The sequence below is a fragment of the Pseudalkalibacillus sp. SCS-8 genome (genome assembly GCF_040126055.1).
GTDB lineage: Bacteria > Bacillota > Bacilli > Bacillales > Fictibacillaceae > Pseudalkalibacillus > Pseudalkalibacillus nanhaiensis.
The window spans coordinates 1,028,491-1,049,110 of sequence record NZ_CP143541.1 but is presented as its reverse complement, the minus strand read 5'-3'; the positions used below and the strand labels follow the sequence as shown (position 1 = coordinate 1,049,110).

Genomic DNA, 20,620 nt, shown 5'->3' with positions numbered 1-20,620 from the left:
ATATCGTTGTTTCAGGAGGTTGTGCCAATGAAAGCATTCCCTGTCGACCGGATCTCACTCCGGAGATTTCTTCTACATAAGCAAAAACTGTTAGGTGGACTAGACGAGAGTTCCGTGTTGGACATGGTGCGGGCGTTGGAATGTGTCCAGCTCGATCCCGTCTCGGTCGTGGAGCGGAATCAACACCTCGTATTGTCCGCACGGATTCCGGGGTATGACCCGAAGCTGTTGGATGAACTCCTTTCAAATGGAAAGATTTTCGAGTACTTCGCGAATGCGGCCTGTATCATTCCTGTTGAGGATTATCCGTTGTTCGAGCCGACGCGCAAACGGATCCAGGCGAATGTCCAGCCGCAATTGGATGATCTTGGCCCTGTCGTCAAAATGGTACACGACCGCTTGGAAAAAGAAGGTCCCCTCCCATCTCGTGCATTTGTGTCTGATAAACGGGTGCATGGGTATTGGGACAACCAGATGCCGAAGACGAAGGAAACCTCGCTTGCGTTGAATCTGTTGATGGATGCTGGAATCATCCGGGTCGTGCATCGGGAACGGACGGAACGATTCTTCGACCTGACAGAAAAAAGCATTCCGGCAGAGTATCTCAAGGCAGCGAAAACAATCGACGAGACGGAAGCGCGCGAAGCGTTGATTGAGAAATATTTGAGGGCTTACCGGGTATTCGATCCGGGAGATTCGCGTTTCGGCTGGCAAAAGATGACCGCAGCAGAACGGAGGGCCGCTGTAGAACGTCGTGTGAAGCTCGGGACCGTCATTCCGCTTGATGTCGAAGGCGTGAAACGGACGTACTACATCCTTGCTGAAGATTTGGCCGAACTTGAAAGGTTCACCGGATCAGCCAGGGGTGAGCGGGCATCTGTTGATGACGCGATCACCTTCCTGCCTCCGCTCGATAATTTGTTATGGAGAAGAGAAAGGATTTCGGATCTTTTCGGATTCGATTACAAGTGGGAGATCTACACGCCGCGGGCGAAGCGGAAATACGGGCCGTATGCGATGCCGATCTTGTATGGGGATCGGTTGATCGGTCGGATGGATCCGAGTGTCGACCGGAAGGCCGGTCGGTTGCAAGTACGGTTGTTGCAGCTCGAGCCTGGTGTCGAGGAGACGGATCGGTTGAAGCGTCATATCGAAGAAGGGCTTGAGCGGTTTGCGCAGTTTAACGGGGCGAGTGAGTTTGTCGTTGAGAAATCTGATATACATTGAACAAGGAGCTGGCGAGTGCCAGCTCCTTGTTTTTTATCCTTCATTTATTAATTGAATTGCTTTTTCCAGCACTTCGTCTTTCTTTTCTTTTATACCATCAATAGTTGGCTTGACCGTTATATCTGGTACAATACCCACTCTTTGTGTTTCTGTTCCATCGGGATAATAAATGCCGATGCCAGTAATGGACGTTTTAATCCCACCAGGAAGAGTAAATGTTGAAACATTTCCATCTGCTCCAGCCGTTGTACTTCCAATCACGGTTGCATTCGGCGCTTTTCTAAAAGCCATAGCTGTAAATTCAGCTTGACTTTGAGTCAGTTCATTAATGAGGATCACAACCTTACCGTGGTAGACGTTTTTGTTTTTTTCCCCAACCTTCAGTTCCATGCTCTCGGTAAATAAACCAGGCTGTTTTATACTTCCTTTGGTTAATTTCACAAAAGGTGTCGGTGTTGGGACGAGATACTCTCCCAATGTGTAGACGATAAAATCTGACGGATAACTCCTTAAATCAATAATCAATCCTTTCGTATTGTCCAGTTTGGATATTGTTTCGGTTATTTCACCTTTTTTCAGAGATCCTGGATAGATATACGCAATGTCATCATTAATTCGCTCAAAGCTTACCTTATCCTGTTGGGACAAATTAAAGTTGGCAGCACCCACCTTTTCTCGATTGTAAGTCTTCAATTTTGTGTTAAACGTTTCTCCGTTTCGTATGTACTGAACGTCTATGGTTGATTCGGTCGTTCTTAATAATTTGGTGGCAATGTCCCTTAATTTTGTTGTGTAATTCGAAGCGGGAATAAATTTTAATTTCTCATTCAAAATTTCTTCAATTGGTTGACCATTGATTTTCGTTATAACATCACCCATTTCAAGACCGGAAGCCTTCCCTAAGTCATCCTTGTAATATCCCGTTACAGTGGGTTTGTTTTCAACAAATTGAATAATGGTTGGAGCGTAGTTTTCTCCCCAAAACTCATTCAGAGTAGGTTCCTTCGATATGATTTGAGCGTGGGTATCATTAATTCTAGTGATTAACTCAAGGGTTGTAAGCTTATATTCTTTTTCATTCGCTGCTTCGATGAATTTTGGAACAAATTCTTTTAATACTGCGTCCCAATCCTCTTCAATCAAATATTTATAAGGAAAGTAATATTCAATGATATTCCAATATCGGTACAAGGAAAGCAGTCGGTATTCGACCTCAGGATAATCATCGGACAAGTAGGCTTCTTCATTTTCAAAGGTTGGATTGCCTATATTTCTAACGAGGGATACATAATGGTGATTATTTGTTCTCTTTCCCTTCCTTACTTTTTGCAGTTGTGCTTCCAATTCGGAATCCAAGTTCATATCAGAGATCCAATCTAAATCAGGTTCCATTTTAATATCGGACGCTTGATTTCTCTTTTTTTCTGTTGGGAATTCTCCTAATTCAAGTATCCAATCTGTTAAAATTTCATCTCTTTCGGTAGAACTTTTTACATTAATAATTTCAGGAAAAATGGTTACAAGTTCCTGGTCGAAATCAAATTCTCCCTCAGCAACATTCGGATGATAGTACTTCAGAAACCCCCACACTTTACCAAATACATATAAATGATCGAGTGTTTCGTTTGTGACATCAAAACTTTGAAGTTGATTATCTTCGGTTGAAGGTAACGTATCTTGCTTCGTGCAACCTATTAAGGCTAGAAACAACACGAAACATAAAACGATTAAACAGCTCTTTTTCATTCGATCTCTCCCCTCTTTTAAATGGAGTAAGTATTACTGTTACGGTTAGAGGTGGAAAAAGTTCCCTAAACAAAACACAGTGGTACCCTTATGAGTTCCACTGCGTTACTTCATACCTATTCGGTTTCACCTGCGTAAGCCCGTTTGAGCGTTGCGATGTCGATCTTTTTCATTTGGAGCAGGGCTTGTCTGACTCTGCTCGCTTTTTCAGGGTCCGGGTCATTGAGCATTTCAGGTAATTCCGCCGGGACGATCTGCCATGAAATTCCGAACTGATCTTTCAGCCAGCCACACTGTTGAGCCTTTTCATCTCCACGTTCACTCAGCTTTTCCCAATAATAATCGATTTCTTCCTGGGTTTCGCAATGGATGATGAAGGAGATTGATTCATTGAATTTGATTTGGGAACCGCCATTCAAGGCGACGAATGGTTGCCCATTCAGTTGGAATTCCACGTTCATCACGGTGCCCTCTGGCTTCCCGTGGATTTCATAGCCTTCCTTCCCGTAGCGTGTAATTCTTCCAATCTCGGAGTTTTCAAAAACTGACGTATAGAAGTTTGCTGCTTCTTTCGCTTGAGAATCAAACCACAAATTCGTTGAAATCTTCTGGAGCTTGTTCACCACTTTCCCTCCTTTACACGTTCACTCCCTTTTAATGGTACTTACACAGCTGGTTGTCTTTTCCTGCCTTTTTTGGACAACAAGATCATAATAAACGTTTCTATAAAGAGAGAGATGTTAATAGTGGTTATCTTACATTTTTTATTGCTGAGCGTATTAAATAAAAAATACCTATGATATATACTGCAATATTTACTGTGGTGGTTAATCCATTGGAATAAAAACTCTCAAAATAATTAAATGAGAACAATAAAGTACCGAATAATATGTACAACGTACCTATAATATGTGCCATGTTGTACCTCCCTATTTTAGGTAACAATAATTATTCCAAGAAAGACTTGAGTGAGTTCACTCAGGTCCTTCTTTTGCATCTGACGCTTTGATCGCTTTGAAATCATCACGATTGAATAGCTCTTCTAGGGTTTGTTGGGTGGCCATGCCGTTTACGGAAACGAGTCCATCGCTTCCGATTCGGATTTCCACCTTGTTTTCGATGCTCGATAATTGATCCTCTAAGTGTTTATAGGCAGGCGTCAGGAAGTGATACCGTTGATTGGAGGAACCGACCCATGGTCTGCTCAAATCGAGTTTGTCTTTTACGAACGGACCATCAATCAATAGATCGGCCGATTCAAGCAGTTTCTGGCATTTCTCCTGCTCTCGTAAATCTTCATAATGATAGCCGGAAAATGTCATGATCGTCAGCCCGATCTTCTTCACCTTTTCGGCGAGCTCTCCTAGCGCTTCCGCCTGATCGAACGGTTCTCCGCCGAGAAAGGTGACGCCTTCAATACCATTCTTTCGTTTGCTTTTTTCGATTTCATGAAAGAGCTCGCTCACTTCGATCGTATTGCCGTTTTCCTTCGACCATGTCCATGGAACCCCGCAGCCCTCACAACGGATCGAACACCCTTGCACCCAGAGGCAAAACCGTTTGCCCGGCCCTTCCACCTTCGTTTCAGGTATGTAGCGATGGATGATTAGCTGCATCAGTAATCCACAATCCTACCTGCCGGTTTATGCTGAGGTTCGGATCGTCCAGGACTCGGCAATACGACATGAGGTCTGATTTTTTCTACGAGATGTGGTTTGATCGAGAGTGCTTGGACAAAATGATCGAATGATCGGAAGCCGCCCTCTTGTTGTCTTACAGCTACAACCTTTTTGGCGAAGAGACCACCGATTCCCGGTACATTCGCGATCTCTTCTTCTGTCCCCTCGTTCAAATTAACCACAATGGTGTTATCTGAGTCGTGTTGTAGGTTTCCTTCAACATGGGGCATCGAGTTTTCGAACGATCCATCAAATCCTTCCGAAGTATATTCCTGTTTTATTCTGGTCTTCAATATCTTTAGTTCTTGTTGCCCATATGTATGCCTTGCTTCTAAACGTATCAGATACTCTGTTCTTGCTCTGAAGACGTGAATGATAGAAACGATCCAACCAAGCAAATAAGCTCCTATCGTAACGTCTGACAGCCAATGCTCCTCTGGTACAAGGTCCACTGTTGCAATGGCTATGATGAATATGATTGAATATACAATCCCTGAAATCGCCCATTTCCTCTGCTGCACCCTATAAGAAATATAGTAAAAGGAGACGTAATTAAGAAATCCGAATGTTAAGAGGGCCCAAAGCATCCAAATTGAATTTCTCCACTCCCATACTTTTCCTTTATTCGTGATTTTCCCCATCTACTCTTCCTCCCTGATCAACTGGGTGTTCTGTTGGGTGCTATTTATTTCAGTCTCATAGTATTCAGCCGTATAGTTGGAATCAATTGTCTCTGCATCAAGGAGTTTTTCGAGTTGCTCAATGTATGTCAGGCATTCTTTCCCCTTGAGTCCAATTGTCTCTGCAAAGATTTGACCATCTTCACCGATTCTGATTTTTATTTTTTTCTTGTTCATATTTTTCACCCTGCCATTCTATTGGGATACGTTGAACGTTAATAAAATGGATCGATCTTCCTGGACCTCTTCCGATTCCAGCTCGAGCCCATGTTCTCCCGCTTGCAGTAAGAGTTTGTTATAAGTTTCTTGTTGAATTAAATACCTGTATTCCGTATGTAAGTTATTTAGAAAATCCAGTGCATCCTCTTCTTGCACACTTTCATCAAATATCGCTTCGAAAATCCCATTCTCGTTTTGTTGGAAGAGAATTTTGATATCGCCGACAAGGGTTTTATAGTTTTGCTGATTCATTTCATGGACTTCACACCCATATTGCTCGATCGCCTTCTGTAATAAATGCTGACGTTTCATGACCGTTTTAATCGAATACGTCATCCCCTGCCCATCCTTATGCTTCTCAATCAGGGAACCGACAGAATGGGCCACAGCGATACCTACAGGTAAGAGCACTAATTCGATACTCACCAGATCATCTACCTTTCCTAATTCATTCGTTAAAAGTCGATTGTACGACCGCCTCGTGATGCCATCACATCATCGTCTTCCATCGCTTTATCGTTTTCGGTGTATTCCGAACGGTCTTCACGTGGTGTTGCGGCTACTGCACGAACATTCGCCCAATCGCGGATCCGCTTAATCTGTTCCGCCTGGGTGACGGATAGTGGAATGAACTGTTTGCATACCTTCTCAAAGTCTTGTAAGTTCACACTTCGTTCTTCATAGAAAGCTTCAAACAAACCATTTATAACGACTTGTTCGAGCTCAGCGCCGACAAATCCTTCCGTCAGGCTCGCGAGATAATCAAGATTGGCCTCTGTAATCTGGAATTCACCAATGACAGATGGGTCTTGCAATCTTCTATTCAAGTGGACTCTGAATATCTCAATCCGTTCACGATGCGTCGGAAGATCGACAAAGAAAATTTCATCGAATCGCCCTTTCCGGAGCATTTCCGGTGGCAATGAGGAGATGTTGTTCGCCGTCGCGATGACAAACACCGGCTTTTCTTTTTCCTGCATCCATGTCAGGAAATGACCGAAAATTCTTGAGGTCGTGCCGCTATCTCCTGTGGAGCTCGTTCCGCTGAATCCTTTTTCAATCTCATCGATCCATAAGATTGAAGGTGCAATTGCTTCCGCTGTCTGGATTGCCTTCCTCATATTCTCTTCACTGCTTCCGACAAGTCCGCTGAAGATTTTTCCAATATCAAGGCGTAACAATGGAAGCTGCCACATTTCACTGATCGCTTTACTGATGAGACTCTTCCCACAGCCTGGCACTCCCGTGATGAGCACACCTTTTGGAGAAGGCAGCCCATACTGCTGGGCAGACTCAAGCCACGATTTATTCCGTTTCCGAAGCCATCTTTTCAAGTTTTCAAGGCCTCCGATATCCTCCATGTTCAGCTGATTGTTCACGAATTCAAGAATGCCGGTCTTCTTAATGATCTGTTCTTTTTCCTGTAAAATAACGTCCACATCGTCGACCGATAGCTTACCGTCTTCGACCATGGCACGTGCGAATGCATTCTCCGCCTCCGATAGCGTCAATCCCATCGCGGCCTTTACCAGCTTCTCTTTCTCTTCTTCATTCAGATGAAAACCAATTCGTCCGCTCTGTTCATTGACATAGATCAGATCATCCAGGCTGCGTTTAATTTCGTCAAAGTTCGGCAGATCAAAGTCAAAGATCGTCACGTCCTTTTCAAGGTCATGAGGCAGGTGCAGGACCGGTGAAAGAAACACGACATTTTTCGGATTCGGGCTTTTCTTCAAGCTCAGCGCGATATCTCTCAGCTTCCGGATGATCTGATGATCCGGCTGACGATTGTCCCCTCCGAAAAAGATATGGAAATCCTGCAGGACGAAGATGGCAGGATCCTGATACTTTTCAATGTACTCCAATGCCTTCAATGCAGATTTCGTATCCGCGCCTGCATTTTTGTCTCCAGAAATGCCAGTCGTCACCTTCCACGTCATCACTTTTCGTGTCGTCTTGATCAGTGCTCCATTTGACGCAATCGATTTAATGAGCGAAAGCGCACGGTCCTCTTCCCACGTGGAAATATAAAGAAAAGGGAAGCGAGCCTTGAACAGATTCGCCATCAACCTTCCCCGTTCATTCCTTTGCTGCATCCTCTAGCCCTCCTATGTATAGCAATCTATTATGTAAAAATGTCGAACTCGGAATCTATTACTCGTATTATATAGAAAACTGTAAAAAAAATCCATGCCTGGTAAGCTTACTAGTTAAGCTTTAGGCATGTCTAGGGAGTTGTAAAACTATGCTAATCAATGTAGCAAGTTCAAATAATCTATACTTCCAATAACTCCTCTAAATTCCGATGGATGTAATTTTTAAATGTTAGGAGTTCTTCTGAGTCAAAATTATAAGAAGTCTCTTCACTTCGGTAACCGACCAATACTTTTTGAATAGTGCTGCTTAGTTCTTCTGGTAATGTTGATATTCCCCATTCACCTGCTTCTTGCTTTGATGCAACGATCCCTGATTTAATGTACATAAATACTCTCAACATATTTAACGAGCAATATATTGGATCATCTTCTAAATTGACTAAACACTCCCGATAATCTCCCTTGATTGATGAGATGTAGTCGGTTTGCGATATAGTAGGGAAAATTTCGGCGATAGGTCTTCCATCAATACAAATCCCACGGTAGTTAAGTATGTAAAGGTGTGCAGCTAAATCAGGGTCAGTTCCAATATATTCGTTAATATAAGACCATTGACCCTTTGATAAGTCCTTCTCATACCTTTCCCTCCAATATTCACTAAAGTGAAAATCAAAAAGAGAAGGATGTTTCCAATTATCTAACTGTTCTTTATTCAAGAAACTAATTTCGATTGGAAAAGGATTATTTGAATATGATATAAATAATTTTGCTAATTTCCTTTTGTTCTCAATTGAAATTTGTTCATTTGTGGCCACAATTACATCAAGATCACTTCTATCTGGATTGAATCCTCCCATTGCTAAGGAGCCGTGAAGATAAAATCCAATGTAATTACCATCGATAATTTGTTTAATCTTACTGATTAAGTTGAAAACAAAATCCCTTATATTTGAAGGAGAATCATTCCAATCGTATTTCATGTAATAAACCTCCTTCCATCAAAAATCTAATGTTGTTACTTCCCCTCATTTTTTATAGTAAGGAATATTAATCTATTAAATGATCTGCTTTCATTTCACTTATGACTGAATCTATACAGTGTTCGATTGCTTCAAATTGTCTTTTGATATGATGTACTTTTTCCTGAATTGTTGCTCCTTCAATTTGAACAGTCATTACGAGTAGTTTGGTATTTCTTTTTTTAGAGATAACACCTCGTTTTTGTGCACATTTAAATAATTTCTCGCCAAAAATGTTTTTATTTTCTAAAAACGTATCATAATCAGGTGAATTTTTGATTTTACTGTGTGGTTCATAAGGAAAAGACTCAAATCGCACACCAATCTCCTTAACACCTTTAGATCTATCTAACATGTTTATATAGGTGTCTACATGAACATTAAATGTCTGCCTAAGTCCAGCTTCTCGAAAAGATCGCTCACTAGTCCAATTTTGTTTTGTAATTAGGAATATGAAGTTATTACGACCGGCTCCACCAGCTTCTCCCCAATCTAAAACCAAATGTTCATTCGAGGAAAAAGCATCAAATAAGACTTTCTGCCAGCATATCTTAAGCTGCATTCCATCTAGGTCCAAGTCTGACTCAAGACTTTCATATGGATTATTTATCGGCTCATAGAAATGTTGCAGTTTGTTTTTAAAATCTTCAAAAATGTACTTCAGCGTTTTTTGTTGTAAGGGCCATTCCCCTCGTAAAAAAATATCATAATTTAAAAATATAAATTGTGAATTTTGGGGTCTAGCTGTCGTATCTAATGCTAAAAAAATATAATGAAATTCAATATTTTCTATGGATACATTATACTTCTGGGCTATCTGAAATTTTGCTTCTATAGATTCGTATCGAATTGTTTGTTCGTGTCCCTCTGCTGCACCCATCTTATTTTCTACAATTATAAACTTCAATTCGTTATTAGAAAGCGCACGAATAACAATATCCGGCGTTCCGATATTTTCACCTAATCCTACTCTTGTATCCACTTGAAAGACTGTTTGTTCATCTACTAAAATATCAGCTTCACTTAGGAATCTAACTAAAAAGTCGTTGGTATCTTGGAAACAATTAATTAAAAAATCTGAGATTGTATCTTCCCTATAAAAAACATTAAAAGCATCCAAAATGTTCATGATCGTTATAACCCTTTCAATACTAATGTATTCTGATTGAGATGTAAGGTAGAGTAAAGGATGACCTTTATGAGTCCATGTTAATTTAATTGGTGAAATTCCCCAACAAAATTTATTTCACTCGGTAAGTATAATCTTTTTCCCCTTTAATTGAACTATGAAGTAAAAGTGATAGGTAGTTAATGATACTTTATTTCTTAGTGTGCTTCGCTCGATGTCTTTTAACTTTCGCAATAGTACCACATGCTCTTCCTTTTGCTCCATAGGCATACATACCGCACCAAACCCTTCCCTGATTTTTGGTGTGATCATAAAAGACATATTGGCAATCAGGACATGCTTTTAATCTCTTCCACCTATCACGATCCACTGCCTCTACTACTATTTTTAATAATTGCCCGCAAATCGTCTTTGGTGCAATATGTTCAAGGACTAAGCCATCCTCTTCCTCTTTAATTCTTACTCCTATTGGATACTGGTTAATCCACTTATTAAGTATGTATTCATCATTTTGATCAAGTAAGTGACGGAGGTCATTACGAAATTGAATTGTTGTTTCAAGAGGATCCACCTGTACATTTTCTTTGGTGAAATACCTCTTTATAAAGGCCTCGACATCTTTTAAGGACTTTAGATGTTCTGTTGCTACCCTTGTATCATTTGGAATACTCCATGTATTCAAGAACTGACGGACAATCTCTAAATCACCAAAAGCTATTTGTTTTTCTTTCCCACTCATGTTAACCACCAAATCATTTTAGGATTGATTAATTCTTATTCATTTGATAAATTATAACATACATAAATTAACCACCTAAATAATTTAGGTGGTTAATGGGAGGGGTGCAAAAATTGAACCTGATTCGGATAATAATATCAGTGACTTTTTTGATGAATGTGGGACGATTTTCTGTCTTAGCTTTTTTTGTCGTATACCTTACAAAATTAATTGATTTACCTATTTGGCAGGGTGGGGCGATCTTATCTATCTTGTTAATTACACATCAAACTTTGCCTCTTTGTACGGGTTTTATCAGTGATAGGGTAGGCCATAAATACATGTTACTGATAGGATTTTTAATAACCAGTATAGGATATATTGGTATTGCTTTATCAAGTCATTTTATTTACCTATGTGTTATGGCATTCTTGGCTGGTGTAGGAGCTGCACTATATGATCCTGCTATCAAATCTATAATTGGACTTCTGTCAGAGAAACAGAGAAAACACACTTTTACATTATTCAATCAAGCATTAAATAGTGGAGCTGTAATAGGAGCGCTTGCAGGGGGACTCCTGATACCAGTTGGAGATAATATCCCTTTGTTATTTGGAGCATTATGTTATTTCATACTCACTATATTTATCTCACTATATCTTCGTTATCTACCAAGTGGAAATTCGTCTGAAAAAGCACTTAGTAGCATCAAAAAAATTTACGTCCACAAATCATTTTTGCTTTTTTTGTCATTAATGACTTTATTTTGGGTTTTATATACACAACTTACCGTTTCTTTGCCTTTACAATTCTTTGATGTAATACATAACAAACAGCTGGTTAGTATGGTAATCATAACAAATGGAAGTATAGGATTTTTATTAATGTATTTTATTAGAAACCTTTTCAACTCTATACAATCAAAAAAGATGATTCAAATTGGAATGTTAATTATGGCACTGAGCTTTTTTCTAATACCCCTAGAACCATCATTAGGGTGGTTGATTTTATGTGTCATTATTTTTACCATAGGAGAAACATTTGTTTTACCTGGCGCTGATATTGCTATAGCAGAGTTTAGTATGTACCAAGATACCGGTGCTTTCTTTGGAGTATTTAGTCTCTCATATGCTATTGGAGGAACTATAGGTAATTATCTCGGGACCTGGCTCATGGAAATACCTAATCTATCCTCTCTACCATGGTTAATATATGGCATGATCGGTTTGATAGGTTTTTTATTGTTTGGAGCTTTGAACAGAATTCAAGAGAAAAAAGAATTCACTGAAACTTAACAAACAACAATGGGAACTTTTCATAAAAAGTTCCCATTGTTTTGCTATCGGTTTCCTTCACTTTTTGAATCTTTTTCTTATCATTGCCTTTCCACTTAGAAGGAAGTGGAAGTTAAAATTAATTTAATAGTTGGGACAGTATCATTTTTCACCTTAGCTTACTCACTAGAAATGTTATATGCTATTTTTTTACACCAGTTAAAACCACCCACGAATTTTGGTTTCAGAGGGTTCGAATAAAAGCCCCCACCGTTTTGTTGAACTCATCTGCTTCTTCTAAAAACGGACAGTGACAGCTGTTTTCGAAGATGGGCAGTTGGGCGTTATCCATCCGCTCCTGGATGTATTCGCCTGCTGCGACAGGAATCAGCTTTTCTTCCCTTCCGAAACAGAAGAGCGTCGGTGTTTTGATGCTTTCGAATTTTTCACGGTAGTCGACGACGGTCTAGTCGAACAGGATGGCACTTGCGACTGCTTCCGGCAGTTTCAACGTCTCTTCAAGCATCCAGTCGAAGTCTTCATGGGTTTCGCAATGGATGATGAATGAGCTCGATTTATTAAAATTAGGTACTTACTCAGTTTCTTCCTCCGAGGTATCATTCGGGTTGAATAGCTCTTCCACTCTGCTTAGTAGAAGGTAATACAAATACTTTAAGACAAGCGATTATTCCAGTGAATAGAAAAATCCATTTATATTCTAGAAGCGTTAACAACCCACCGAATACTGCGGGTCCTATAATCGCTCCGATATTTAAGAGGATAATACTGATACCGAATCCAATCGCAGGTGTATCAGGAAAAGCCTTGGCACTCCATATCGGTAAGAACGCAGCATATAACATAAATGAGCCTCCAAATAATAACCCAGAAAAACACACAAGAAGCCAAGCTTGAGATGTAAATAAGATCGCGATACTGAGTGAATAAAGAAGGATTGTGAAAATAAAACTTACCTTAAATCCGAACTTATTGACGAAGTCCCCAGCCCATAAACCAGCAAATCCTCCTATACCAACAATCAAAAAGAGAATGGCATTTGCACCACTGATTGAAAATTGTTCTTGCACAAAATCTGCTGAATATGTCCAATAGGTGGCTTCAGTGATTCCGAATAAAATAGATGCTATGTACAGCGGCTTTGTTTCTTCGGTAAGCAAAGGTTTAAGATTTATTTTCTCTCCGCTCTGTGGATTAGGTTTCTTTTTAGAGCCCGGCAGAGATTTAAATGCCCATAGAAAGACCGCAAATCCGATTAAACCCCCACTGATCCAGATGAGTCTCCAATCTCCATTTGATAAAATGTAGAACGTCGTAATCAATACTAAACCTAGAGTGGAGCCCGTACTAATGATGGCTAAAGCTCTGTTCTGAACCCTCTGTTTCACGTGCTGGCTTACACTCTCTGAAAAAGACGCCCAAGTTAAACCGGGGCTCAATCCGGCAATGGCACAGCCAAGAGTAAAGAGAATACTGCTATTTGTAAGTCCAGCCATTAACAACCCTGCAGATCCTGTAAAAATACCTGCGAGAATCACAGGACGTGAGCCTGTTCTCGAAATGAAAAAGATTACACAAAGAGCTCCGATTAAAAAAGTAAAGAACGTTAAACTCGAAATGACCCCTAAAGTAGAGGCAGATAAGTTAAAATCCTTTTCAAATTTGGGTAATAATAGTCCGTAACCATATCGAAACCACCCAAAAATAATGGATAGGGCTAGTAAACCAATAATAGATATCGTTGGTATTTCAATCTTTAATTTTCCCACAAAGTCATCTCCTCAATTAAAAATAAACTACTTCAAAAAGCTCTACCCTTACTAATATGGGGTAAAACTTTTTTAAAAATGAGTGATCAAACAATTTACAGTACATATTGTTTAACGATAAAAAACGCACGAAGAATTTCGTCTTGAAATCCCGTGCGTTTCATAATGTTATATACTTGTTCTCACCTCTACTCGTAAATACATGCCCACGGTTTTACAGGGTTCGGATATAGTCTGCCACCGTTTTGTTGAACTCATCTGCTTCTTCTAAAAACGGGCAGTGGCAGCTGTTTTCGAAGATGGTCAGTTGGGCGTTTTCCATCCGTTCCTGGATGTACTCGCCTGCTGCGACAGGGATCAGCTTTTCTTCCTTTCCGAAACAGAGGAGCGTGGGTGTTTTAATGTTTTCAAATTTTTCACGGTAGTCTACGACGGTCTGGTCGAACAGGATGGCGCTTGCGACTGCTTCAGGCAGTTTCGTCGTCTCTTCAAGCATCCAGTCGAAGTCTTGTTGGGAAAGGTCATTTTTGAACATAAGCGGTATGAATTCAGTCAGGAACCCTGTGCGGTTGTTCTGGACTTCGCGCATGAGGTGGATGAGTGTCGGGAAGTCGAAGGCCCCCATCGGGAAGTCATCCCATTTGTAGTCGGATGGCAGCTCATCAACGATGACAGTCCCTTTCACATTGTCATCGCCAAACTGCTCAAGGTAATCCCAGACGACGAATGCTCCCATCGACCAGCCGACGAGCACGACATCCTTCAGCTCAAGCTTTTCAATGAACGTGTGCACATCCCTCGCATAGCTTGCGACTGTGTGACCATGATGACATTTGGAGGATTCGCCGTGTCCTCTGAGATCGAGCAAAATTGCACGATGGTCGTTGCTGAAGTAATCCTTCTGTTCCTTGAAGAACTTGCTGCTCATCCAGACGCCATGGATGAAGATGACCGGCGCCCCCTCCCCGACATCCTCGTAATACAACGCGACATTCTCTTCCACATGACAGTAAGGCATAGGATGACCTCCTTTATAATATCCATCGTTCTATGACAGACCATCTACACGAAAACAGAATTTTATGTTAACCTTTAATAGGATTTAGTAAACATATCGGGGAGGTTACTATTTTGCAAACATCATTGAAGCTGGATCGTGTAAGAATGATTACACTATGCGCGATGTTCGCTGCAGTTACGGCTATCTTCGCGCAAATTACGATACCCATTCCGGTCGTCCCAATTAGTGGACAGACGTTGGCGGTCGGACTGACAGCTACCATATTAGGAAGTCGTTACGGTGCAATTGCAATGATCTGTTATGTTGCGCTTGGAGCAATTGGGTTACCTGTTTTCGCTGAAGCAAAAGGTGGCGCCCAAGTCTTGGTCGGACCAACTGGCGGTTACATCTTCGGGTTCATTGTAACTGCTTATGTGACAGGCTGGATTCTTGAGCGTACGAAATTCAATCTTACTTGGGCTCTTGTTGCGAACACGATAGGTATGATCATTACATTGCTCATGGGCTGTGTTCAGCTGAAGTTTGTTCTTGATATGAGTTGGACAGAAGCGTTTTATGCTGGCGTGTATCCTTTTATCGCAGTAGGACTCATCAAAGCATTCCTAGCAAGCAGCATCGGGGTTACAGTCCGTAACCGCTTGATTCAGGCGAAACTGTTAAGGGTCAACAACAGTGGTTCACAGTTAGAGAAGGCTACCTCGTAAGGAAATTCGGGCCTGCGATGGTCCAATCGGCACTTGGATGAGACACGTTTCATCCTTTTGAAAGCCATACAATTCATCACACAGTTTGACGTTGAACCCTAGTAACGGGTGACCGTTCATTCGTAATGCTGAGGCTCGAAGCAACATCTTTTGCAGAATGATGCCTGCTTCCATCTGTTGGATGCGATAGCCTCTATATCCGAGCGCATCTTTATGGGCGTGCTTGCTGCCGACAATATGCAGGCAAATTGGGGTTTGATAGAGATTCAAGTTATGGGCTGACATGCCGGATTGCAAATGCGTCCGGAAGTCGCCCTTTTTTATTTGGTGTAACGAATGCGTTTCGGGTTCATACTTATACGTGCCATCCTCCAACCCTTCCACGTTATAAAAACAGCCATAGATAGAGAGATTGGATGAATGGATGACACCTTTGAAAAGAGTACCCAGCTGGTCTTGCGTCACCGTTCCCATTGTAAAATCCATTCCAGGGGAATGACGATTATGACAAGCTTCTGCAAAATCATAATCCAGCCGTTCAACATGAGGTAAAGGGAGACCACCTTCGTGATTGGGTTCTCTTTTTTCATCTGACGGCTGCACGATATGCTCCTCCAGCATCGCAGCCTCATTCATTTTTGTGATTTTCGGAAATTCGAGAACGGTTTTGGAATGGATGTAATGTTCAGGTGCAATCGGTTCAAGCTCCTGACACAACCTATTGGCTGTGATGTGTTCATCGCCTGAAGAAGGTGCAATCGGCTCATTTCCAATTGGAATGACCGCATACACGCTTTCTTCCTGTTCGTTTAATCCGAGCAAGTGGTTCACAGCACGGTCAAGATACTGATAGCAAACCTTCGTTTCGTACCTGCACCTTTTTGCCGCTTCCTCTATCTGACCGATGATTGCCCCAGCATCAAGCCCCTGAAGGCGGTAACTGAAGTTGTTGTATTTGAAAAAGTTCTTCCAGAACATCGTCGAGATGAAGACCGTTCCGAAACAGCTCGATAGGTCACATTGATTACCGAGCGCTTTTTCCAGATAGTCGTCAAAGTTCCCTTCCCGCAACAGCACGAGTCTGTGATGAGCGACATCGTAATGGTAAATACCTCTTGCCAGACATTCCATTTTCACATACACATACAGTTCATTCGGGTAGAGCCCTCCACCGGACGGGACGAACCGGCGGAGAGCTTGCATCACCCCTTCCGTTTCTGGATAAACCGTTTGTGAGACATGATTCAATCCATACACATACCAGAGAAATGCCCCAAAATCCTCAAGCGTCAGTTCTTTTTCTGAAGGCTCCAATTTTAAGGGAACCTCGGATGAAAGCGGAATGGTAGGAAGGTTTTGATAAAGCTTATAAGGGAGCGGTGCGTCGTTCCAATCCACTTCCCAGTCGGGCGGGCTCACGTGATCGATGTCATAATGGAGCTTGTAAAGGAATTCATCGAGATTCACGGGCTGACCTCCTTATGGGAATGGATGCGGAAACGGATTCAGCTCATCATACGTCAGCGGTTCCTTCGTAAACCCAAGCTCCATTGGCACCTTCAACACGCGCTCCAGCCCTTTAATTCGTGTCTGGTGATGCCCGAATGTCATCGGCAGCATCCCTGGGATGAGCACCTTCATGCAAGAAAGTCCGTTCCGCCTGATTTCCGGGGACGTTTGATCGACGGTGATCACATCGAGCCCTTGCTCGTGGAACGTCCGCATTACCTCTTTCAATTCCTCCGTCAGATCGGAATACTTCTGACGGGGAGGAAAGGCTTCCTTGAAGGTCTGTATCGGTTCTTCATTTTTCAGTAAAAAGTGCAGGCGTTCCTCCGCTTCCTTCAGTCCATACAGCATGCCGTGGTCATCCATCCGACGTACGAGAGAATCATCGTAAAGCATCTTTCTATGCTCCGCTATGTTCGTTTCAAACTTTTCATCCAAGGTTAGCACCATGCCAGCCAGTTCATAAACAGCGCTTTTGGTCGCACGGATCGGATCGAGATGAGCACCGGCCGCACAGATGATGTTCATGCCTTTCTCTTTCCGGTTCTTCGCCATCGCCCAAACACCAGGGATGCCATGCTCCATCGTTGCGTTGTACAGATAAAGGTCATAGCCCGCAACCTCACGCATCCGGTCGACCATCAGCTTCAGCTCTTCATCGTCCGCCGAGTACGGATCTAGCCTCGGTAGCTTCAAATTCCCGTACCAGGTGAGGAGGAATGCATCCCGCTCGACGACCTCCATGATTCCGTAAAAGATCGCTTCCTCCCGACTGCCACCGAGCGCACAGCCATTAGACGTTTCAAACACGAATCCGCCTCCGCACCCCATGCTGTAATAGGCGAGCAGCTCTGGAACGAGAATCGGTTTTTCTTGTAAAAACGAGTAGCCCCACACCCAATTCATCTTTCGGTCAGGATCGAACTTTTTAAAGGAATAATTCGGCAACTCATATTGTTCATCAGAATGGACCCCGACGGACAAGGGATGAAGAGCCTCGTCTGAAAGGTTCCGGTATGATTCATGAACCACGCTCCGTTTGCCTCTTGCTCCGATTCCACATGATCGTTCGAGTGCTTCTAGGATCGCTGTTGATGTGCTCAGTTCATACGAATGCGTCCTTCCAGCCGTCCCCTCGTTTCCGTTGAAAAGTGGCAGATTGACAATTACGTCCGCGAATATCGTCTGCGGATCATACGCTTTCGAGTTCAACATCCCAGTGCGGTTGTCGACGTACTCTTTCGAGAGCGCTCCCTTCAATTCCCCCATCGGCCGGCACCGGTATGTGTCCAGGTTCACTTTCAAGCTCGGTTCAAGAGTCATCTCTTCCGGAGCATCCTCCGGAATTTCTGAGCAATTCGGACACATCGCATCTGGCAAGATGAACCGCCATGAACTTTCAAACGTTTTTAAACTGAATAGGCACACATGGTTTTCAGAATGTGGTTTCTCTCCTTTTATGCTCTTCTGCACATCTGAACAGATAACGTGTGCCATTTGCAGCAACCCTGAGTTCGAGGCCCAGGCGTCGGGGTTCCGGTCTTGCATGGAGATTTGTTGCTGCCGTAGGTCCCACATTTCTTTCCTGTCGCGACTCGCCATCAACATCCGCGTATCGGCGCACTGGGAACAACCTGCTTCCCCCGGTCGGACAAGAGGACCGATGACGCCTTCCCCGAACGCGACGAACCCTCTCAGCCACGGGATGTCGAGCATCTCTTCAGTCTGTTGATGAACCGCCGGCACCCATGTGTCATGTAAAACGAGGGCGAAATCTGCTTGTGGTCGTTCTTTTTCCACTTCAGTCCTTCTGATCACTTCACATTGCCCTGCCAGCTGGTTGCACACATATTCCGCAAGCACGCCGTGCCCAATCACGAGAACCGTCCCCATCATTCAACCGCCTCCTCTCGCAAGAGGACACCGTAAACACCAAGTTCACCCTGTTTGAAAAGAGCTTCCATCTTCAATTCGTACACATCACACGTTTCGTTGAGCTTCGAAAGGTCGATCTCCAGTTGTGGTACATCGAGCGTTCGGGGATCAGCCTCGTTTACCGTTACGTTTACCGCACAAATCGCATTCGCATGGCAATCCATTAAGATGGCTTTTTGAAGACAGCTTCTGAGTGCTTGCGTCTCATTGATCCCTGCACTTCCGTACCAACTATCTCCGACGTTCACCCATGTCACAGGGTACCCGCTCAAATCTTCACCCAGGAATACCCGTGTTTCCTCCAACACATTCAGGTAAAACCTACAATGGTCATCGGTGACATCACCCAGTTTTACTGGGACAACGGAATGCTCATCGTGTCCATTCAATTTTTCCAGGAGACATTTCTGTAGTCCACGGCTGATGCCTTCTTCCGCTGTCTCTCCTGCCCCGACACTGGTATATGAAGGTTGGAACGAATCGATCAGTCTTCCGCAATAGTCTTCCACGCCGACTAGCCCTGCTTCTTTTCTGGCTTCTTCGTGTGTGAGTCCGCTGCAATTTTTCACCGGTAAAAGGTCCGCCGGTCCATCGCTGATCGGGTCTACCACCTGAACGGCACATTGCGACAGAGGTATCTGATTGAGATCCCCTTCTTCCCATCGATGAAAGATTCCCGTCACCTCTGATGTCAGCTTTCCAAACGCGAGGAACAAGTCGCTATCTTCATTCCTCTTCCAATCCAACTGTTCGACTTTTACAATCGAGGTGCAGTCCGTCACTCTAGGATGGGGTCTGACGGTGTGCCATTTTCCGGTCAATGTAAAAAGGTCCAGTGTATACAGTTGGTTAGGGGTAGTGCTGACGCCTGTCATCGTCTTGAAGCCTTCGAACACACATAGGTTCGCGAGCAACGCACCGACTGTGGAAGAATACGGACCGGCCGGGTGCTCATTTACGAATGCGCTTTGATGCAGGCTTCGCCATGCCGATTCCCAGCACGCATCGGATTCCGGATCAACGAACGGACCTGCCATTCCTACTTTTTCAAAACAGACCGCCGGAATGAATCGTTTCTTCTCATCCCGACAGACAGCGTGAAGGACTCGGAGTTCCTCCACCTCGCCCGTTTGGGATACATAATAGACGGTATCAAAAGGATCGATCACTTCCCGCCACGAGCGGACCGCTTCCGCCTTCGTAACGACCTCGATCGCCACTTCCGGGTCGGTTTTTCGCGCATGGGAAGTCAATTCAGCGAGGCGCTTCCGATTCGTCGCGACTTCCTCGTTCACGAGCACATGGAACGTCGGAAGTCCGGACTCGAGAAGCGCATTTATGAGCGAAAGGAAGAACGGCCCCGAGCCGATGGCGAGCACTTTTTCCTTCCGATATTGTTCAAAACGATAAGCGCCTGAACCGCCGAAACTGTTCAGGAACCCGATTTGAGACGCATATTTGGTGAGGGTGTCCTCCTTCAAGCCATGTTGTTTGTAGCTGCTGATGTCCTGGACGAACCCGTTTTGATGGAGAGCTTCCGCAATCTCGTAAACTCTCCTTTTATAAGGTTCCGGGAGGCCGGCGGTTAGCTCCTCCATCGTATAGTTTCCATTAAACATCGGCACTAGTTTTTCAATCCAGCGATCGATCGAGTCTCCCTCCATATGAAAAGATCCTGCGTTGTTTCGGAAATACACCCGACCCGCCATATCCGGCAGAAAGAACGTATCACGGTTCACTTTCAAACGCATTGTCGGTGTCATTTTGGTCATACGCGCTCCTCCTCACTGTGAGAGCTGTCCTATCCTACAAAAACCTCATTCTTACTGATTGTATGAGCGAGAATTTGTCTTATATGATAAGAAAAATGGCGGAAC

The 20,620-nt window shown here is 43.2% G+C and carries 19 protein-coding genes; 4 read left to right on the top strand and 15 right to left on the bottom strand.

The window, feature by feature from the left end; all coding sequences use genetic code 11:
- The first annotated feature begins 27 nt into the window (after positions 1-27).
- Positions 28-1,227 carry a winged helix-turn-helix domain-containing protein gene (locus V1497_RS05395; protein ID WP_349409951.1) on the top strand — a complete coding sequence of 400 codons (1,200 nt, stop codon included), beginning with the start codon at positions 28-30 and terminating at the stop codon, positions 1,225-1,227.
- Positions 1,228-1,260: 33 nt separating this feature from the next.
- Here the strand turns inward: V1497_RS05395 and V1497_RS05390 are convergent, their stop codons facing one another.
- The 10 genes from V1497_RS05390 to V1497_RS05345 form a co-directional block, all read right to left on the bottom strand.
- Positions 1,261-2,973, bottom strand: coding sequence for a S41 family peptidase (locus V1497_RS05390; RefSeq protein WP_349409950.1), 1,713 nt, complete (start codon positions 2,971-2,973; stop codon positions 1,261-1,263).
- Positions 2,974-3,089: 116 nt separating this feature from the next.
- On the bottom strand, positions 3,090-3,599 hold the full coding sequence (locus V1497_RS05385; RefSeq protein WP_349409949.1) for a VOC family protein: 510 nt from the start codon (positions 3,597-3,599) through the stop codon (positions 3,090-3,092).
- A 348-nt stretch (positions 3,600-3,947) separates the two neighbouring features.
- Complete coding sequence (locus tag V1497_RS05380; RefSeq protein WP_349409948.1) at positions 3,948-4,589, bottom strand: 4Fe-4S single cluster domain-containing protein; 642 nt, start codon at positions 4,587-4,589, stop codon at positions 3,948-3,950.
- Positions 4,589-5,293 (bottom strand): helix-hairpin-helix domain-containing protein, encoded by a 705-nt coding sequence (locus V1497_RS05375; protein WP_349409947.1) that lies wholly within the window; start codon positions 5,291-5,293, stop codon positions 4,589-4,591. The genes V1497_RS05380 and V1497_RS05375 overlap by 1 nt, the downstream gene beginning before the upstream one ends.
- Entirely contained in the window at positions 5,294-5,509 is a 216-nt protein-coding gene (locus V1497_RS05370) for a DUF2997 domain-containing protein (RefSeq protein ID WP_349409946.1), read from the bottom strand. It lies immediately after the preceding gene.
- A gap of 18 nt (positions 5,510-5,527) precedes the next feature.
- On the bottom strand, positions 5,528-5,977 hold the full coding sequence (locus V1497_RS05365) for a hypothetical protein (protein WP_349409945.1): 450 nt from the start codon (positions 5,975-5,977) through the stop codon (positions 5,528-5,530).
- 29 nt (positions 5,978-6,006) lie between these two features.
- The gene (locus V1497_RS05360; protein ID WP_349409944.1) at positions 6,007-7,647 is read right to left on the bottom strand and encodes an AAA family ATPase; all 1,641 of its coding nucleotides are present in this window, start codon (positions 7,645-7,647) and stop codon (positions 6,007-6,009) included.
- 179 nt (positions 7,648-7,826) lie between these two features.
- The gene (locus V1497_RS05355; RefSeq protein ID WP_349409943.1) at positions 7,827-8,627 is read right to left on the bottom strand and encodes an aminoglycoside adenylyltransferase domain-containing protein; all 801 of its coding nucleotides are present in this window, start codon (positions 8,625-8,627) and stop codon (positions 7,827-7,829) included.
- Positions 8,628-8,694: 67 nt separating this feature from the next.
- Positions 8,695-9,795 carry a hypothetical protein gene (locus V1497_RS05350; RefSeq protein WP_349409942.1) on the bottom strand — a complete coding sequence of 367 codons (1,101 nt, stop codon included), beginning with the start codon at positions 9,793-9,795 and terminating at the stop codon, positions 8,695-8,697.
- Positions 9,796-9,985: 190 nt separating this feature from the next.
- A complete protein-coding gene (locus V1497_RS05345; RefSeq protein ID WP_349409941.1) occupies positions 9,986-10,534 on the bottom strand; it encodes a CGNR zinc finger domain-containing protein in 549 nt (182 codons plus the stop codon).
- Between the two features lie 113 nt (positions 10,535-10,647).
- Between V1497_RS05345 and V1497_RS05340 the strand changes: the two genes are divergently transcribed.
- Entirely contained in the window at positions 10,648-11,808 is a 1,161-nt protein-coding gene (locus V1497_RS05340) for an MFS transporter (protein WP_349409940.1), read from the top strand.
- A gap of 316 nt (positions 11,809-12,124) precedes the next feature.
- Positions 12,125-12,355 (top strand): hypothetical protein, encoded by a 231-nt coding sequence (locus tag V1497_RS05335; RefSeq protein ID WP_349409939.1) that lies wholly within the window; start codon positions 12,125-12,127, stop codon positions 12,353-12,355.
- Positions 12,356-12,404: 49 nt separating this feature from the next.
- Here V1497_RS05335 and V1497_RS05330 read toward each other — a convergent pair whose 3' ends face one another.
- Entirely contained in the window at positions 12,405-13,574 is a 1,170-nt protein-coding gene (locus V1497_RS05330; RefSeq protein WP_349409938.1) for an MFS transporter, read from the bottom strand.
- Between the two features lie 214 nt (positions 13,575-13,788).
- Positions 13,789-14,592 (bottom strand): alpha/beta hydrolase, encoded by an 804-nt coding sequence (locus V1497_RS05325; RefSeq protein WP_349409937.1) that lies wholly within the window; start codon positions 14,590-14,592, stop codon positions 13,789-13,791.
- A 125-nt stretch (positions 14,593-14,717) separates the two neighbouring features.
- Here V1497_RS05325 and V1497_RS05320 point away from each other — a divergent pair, with 125 nt between their 5' ends.
- Positions 14,718-15,299: a biotin transporter BioY gene (locus tag V1497_RS05320; RefSeq protein ID WP_349410751.1), complete on the top strand. Its 582-nt coding sequence runs from the start codon at positions 14,718-14,720 to the stop codon at positions 15,297-15,299.
- Here the strand turns inward: V1497_RS05320 and V1497_RS05315 are convergent.
- The 3 genes from V1497_RS05315 to V1497_RS05305 are packed head-to-tail and all read right to left on the bottom strand — an operon-like array spanning position 15,279 to position 20,515.
- The gene (locus V1497_RS05315; protein ID WP_349409936.1) at positions 15,279-16,766 is read right to left on the bottom strand and encodes a SagB family peptide dehydrogenase; all 1,488 of its coding nucleotides are present in this window, start codon (positions 16,764-16,766) and stop codon (positions 15,279-15,281) included. The two genes, V1497_RS05320 and V1497_RS05315, sit on opposite strands and share 21 nt — an antisense overlap.
- A gap of 12 nt (positions 16,767-16,778) precedes the next feature.
- A complete protein-coding gene (locus tag V1497_RS05310) occupies positions 16,779-18,704 on the bottom strand; it encodes a TOMM precursor leader peptide-binding protein (protein ID WP_349409935.1) in 1,926 nt (641 codons plus the stop codon).
- Entirely contained in the window at positions 18,701-20,515 is a 1,815-nt protein-coding gene (locus V1497_RS05305) for a putative thiazole-containing bacteriocin maturation protein (RefSeq protein WP_349409934.1), read from the bottom strand. Before V1497_RS05305 ends, V1497_RS05310 begins: the two co-directional genes overlap by 4 nt.
- Positions 20,516-20,620: the final 105 nt, after the last annotated feature.

Bases quoted from the DNA above. Each gene is read 5' to 3' on its own strand.
- V1497_RS05390 (WP_349409950.1), bottom strand. From the start codon at position 2,973: ATGAAAAAGAGCTGTTTAATCGTTTTATGTTTCGTGTTGTTTCTAGCC.
- V1497_RS05395 (WP_349409951.1), top strand. From the start codon at position 28: ATGAAAGCATTCCCTGTCGACCGGATCTCACTCCGGAGATTTCTTCTA.
- V1497_RS05375 (WP_349409947.1), bottom strand. From the start codon at position 5,293: ATGGGGAAAATCACGAATAAAGGAAAAGTATGGGAGTGGAGAAATTCA.
- V1497_RS05305 (WP_349409934.1), bottom strand. From the start codon at position 20,515: ATGACCAAAATGACACCGACAATGCGTTTGAAAGTGAACCGTGATACG.
- V1497_RS05350 (WP_349409942.1), bottom strand. From the start codon at position 9,795: ATGAACATTTTGGATGCTTTTAATGTTTTTTATAGGGAAGATACAATC.
- V1497_RS05345 (WP_349409941.1), bottom strand. From the start codon at position 10,534: ATGAGTGGGAAAGAAAAACAAATAGCTTTTGGTGATTTAGAGATTGTC.
- V1497_RS05325 (WP_349409937.1), bottom strand. From the start codon at position 14,592: ATGCCTTACTGTCATGTGGAAGAGAATGTCGCGTTGTATTACGAGGAT.
- V1497_RS05360 (WP_349409944.1), bottom strand. From the start codon at position 7,647: ATGCAGCAAAGGAATGAACGGGGAAGGTTGATGGCGAATCTGTTCAAG.
- V1497_RS05380 (WP_349409948.1), bottom strand. From the start codon at position 4,589: ATGCAGCTAATCATCCATCGCTACATACCTGAAACGAAGGTGGAAGGG.
- V1497_RS05310 (WP_349409935.1), bottom strand. From the start codon at position 18,704: ATGATGGGGACGGTTCTCGTGATTGGGCACGGCGTGCTTGCGGAATAT.
- V1497_RS05355 (WP_349409943.1), bottom strand. From the start codon at position 8,627: ATGAAATACGATTGGAATGATTCTCCTTCAAATATAAGGGATTTTGTT.
- V1497_RS05370 (WP_349409946.1), bottom strand. From the start codon at position 5,509: ATGAACAAGAAAAAAATAAAAATCAGAATCGGTGAAGATGGTCAAATC.